Annotated in this window: 1 protein-coding gene and 2 pseudogenes; 1 reads left to right on the forward strand and 2 read right to left on the reverse strand. The window is 34.8% G+C overall.

What is annotated here, in order from left to right; translation table 11 throughout:
* A pseudogene (locus BU804_RS14475) lies at positions 1 to 307 on the forward strand (IS1 family transposase); the annotation flags it as partial.
* Between the two features lie 568 nt (positions 308 to 875).
* Here BU804_RS14475 and BU804_RS11100 read toward each other — a convergent pair.
* Complete coding sequence (locus BU804_RS11100; RefSeq protein WP_079988570.1) at positions 876 to 2,531, reverse strand: SEL1-like repeat protein; 1,656 nt, start codon at positions 2,529 to 2,531, stop codon at positions 876 to 878.
* A gap of 164 nt (positions 2,532 to 2,695) precedes the next feature.
* Positions 2,696 to 2,873, reverse strand: a pseudogene (locus BU804_RS11105) (IS1 family transposase); the annotation flags it as partial.

The following is a 2,873-nucleotide window of genomic DNA, read 5'->3' on the forward strand; positions in this document are numbered from 1 at the left end:
CAAGTGCTTGCTAGGCTAGTGGATCTTCGAGATAAAAAACCGCTGGGCTTCTTTTTGCCAAACTGCCTGAATCCTTAAAAATAAGCCCTCTATTTCGCTGATAAATTAATGTCTATTGGGAAACCATTCCTTGGAGCCGACTTCAACCAGTTAGCAAGCCATTTGGTCAGACAAGCTACCTTGAAAGATTAATTGTACTCTCAGACAAAGGTGTGCAAGACTGGTGAGAAAAACACTTTCATTTTCTAAAAAGCTAACTAATCCCATTGGGTTAATAAAATATTTTATTTGTGATTACCATAGATAATTGAGAACCTTACCTATTTAAAACCAAATTTAATTTATTAAACTTATCTTTTAGCAATCTATTATTAAAATAATTAGACATTTAAAATTAAATAAATTTACATCTATTTAATTTCCTTTTATTAATGAGGAAAATTTGTAAATATTTTTAATATTTTATTGTTTTAATAAGATTTTCAAACTTTTCTAACGCTTTTAAAAAATCTCAAAGCTCAAGGTGATAAATTCTTAAAAGCTTTGTGCATTCTAGCCACAATTCTAAGCTTTAAAGGATAGGCTTTTTCCAAGTTTCCTAAAAACACATGGATCTTAAATATTGCTTTATTTTGGGCTAAACTTGGAGCTTAAAAAACAGATTATTTGAGAGAAAAGTCGGCTATAAATTTAATTATATATGGTTTCCTTTTGAATTTATTAAAATATAAATTTTAATTTTAAACCAATTTAGTTAGTTTTGTTGAGAAATAATAAAGCCAATTTTTATTGCTGCCTAAGCATTCCCTTGTTCAGTAGCAAGTTGATAATATCTTAGAGCTAGTTGACTGGATTATTCAACTTCTTGCCCTTTTTTACAGAGTTCCAAGCTCGAATTGGGCATCGGCATGGCCTTGATCGGCAGCGAGTTTAAAATATTTAAAAGCTTCTTGATCTGATTGTGTCACACCCCGCCCATTGGCATATATGACTCCAAGCTCGTATTGGGCATCTGCATCACCTTGATCGGCAGCGAGTTTAAAATATTTAAAAGCTTCTTGATCTGATTGTGTCACACCCCGCTCATTGGCATAGATGACTCCAAGCTCGTATTGGGCATCTGCATCACCTTGATCAGCAGCGAGTTTAAAATATTTAAAAGCTTCTTGATCTGATTGTGTCACACCCCGCCCATTGGCATATATGACTCCAAGCTCGCATTGGGCATCTGCATCACCTTGATCGGCAGCGAGTTTGTAATATTTAATAGCTTCTTGATCTGATTGTGTAATACCCTGCCCATTGGCATATACGACTCCAAGATTATATTGGGCATCTGCATGACCTTGATCGGCAGCGAGTTTATAATATTTAATAGCTTCTTGATCTGATTGTGTCACACCCTGCCCATTGTCATAGATGACTCCAAGATTATATTGAGCATTTACATCGCCTTGATCGGCAGCGAGTTTAAAATATTTAAAAGCTTCTTGATCTGATTGCATAACACCTCGTCCATTGGAATATCTGACTCCGAGGTTGTATTGAGCATCTGCATGGCCTTGTTCGGCAGCAAGTTTAAAATATTTAAAAGCTTCTGTATCTGATTGTGTAATACCCAGTCCATTGGCATACATAAATCCAAGAGCATATTGAGCATCTGCATGACCTTGTTCGGCAGCGAGTTTGTAATATTTAATAGCTTCTTGACCTGATTGTGTCACACCTCGCCCATTGGCATACCTGACTCCAAGGTTATATTGAGCATCTGCATGACCTTGTTCGGCAGCGAGTTTGTAATATTTAATAGCTTCTTGACCTGATTGTGTCACACCTCGCCCATTGGCATACCTGACTCCAAGGTTATATTGAGCATCTGCATGACCTTGATCGGCAGCAAGTTTAAAATATTTAAAAGCTTCTGCATCTGATTGTGTAATACCCAACCCATTGGCATATATGACTCCAAAATTATATTGAGCTTTTGCATCGCCTTGTTCGGCAGCAAGTTTAAAATATTTAAAAGCTTCTTGATCTGATTGTGTCACACCCCGCCCATTGGCATACATAAATCCAAGAGCATATTGAGCATCTGCATCACCTTGTTCGGCAGCGAGTTTGTAATATTTAATAGCTTCTTGATCTGATTGTGTCACACCCCGCCCAGTGGCATATACGACTCCAAGATTATATTGAGCTTTTGCATCGCCTTGGTCTGCTAAAAGTTTAGTTGGTAAAAATGAGGGAGAAGAAGAGTAAATAATTTTACTTTTTTTACCGCTCCAAAAAGACTTCCAATCTTCTCGAACACTTTCAGAAAAAAGTCCCAAGCCTAACGTACATAAAGTCTTAAAAGCTACATATATTCCAATTCCAATTCTACGCATTAAAGGGTATGTTTTTTCAAAGCTTCCTAAAAGAATATATGTTTTACCATTGTTTATTGTACCTTGGCTTAATTTTGAGTCTGGACTGCAAGAAAGAGCAGAGTAGCTGCTAGGAATATCGCCATCTATATATTTTAATTGCATAGGATTCTATTTTTTAATTTATTAGTAAATTTTATAATATTTTGTTTTTTTTCTTATTAATAATAAGATTTATTTACATAATTTACAATTTAAATTTTATATTTAATCATAAAATTATAATTAAATATAAATTTAAGGATATTGCTAATAGGTAAGGTTCTCAATTATCTATGGTAATCAAAAATAAAAATATTTTATTAACCTAATGGGATTAGTTAGCTTTTTAGAAAATGAAAGTGTTTTTCTCACCAGTCTTGCACATCTTTGTCTGAAAGCACAATTAACCTTTCAATGTCGCTTGTCTGACCAGATGGCTTGCTAACTGGTTGATGTTGGCTCCAA

The organism is Candidatus Protochlamydia sp. W-9 (assembly GCF_001950615.1).
GTDB lineage: Bacteria > Chlamydiota > Chlamydiia > Chlamydiales > Parachlamydiaceae > Protochlamydia > Protochlamydia amoebophila.

What these genes read in the sequence shown, in the direction of transcription:
- BU804_RS11100 (WP_079988570.1), bottom strand. Translation starts at nt 2,531, where the DNA reads ATGCAATTAAAATATATAGATGGCGATATTCCTAGCAGCTACTCTGCT.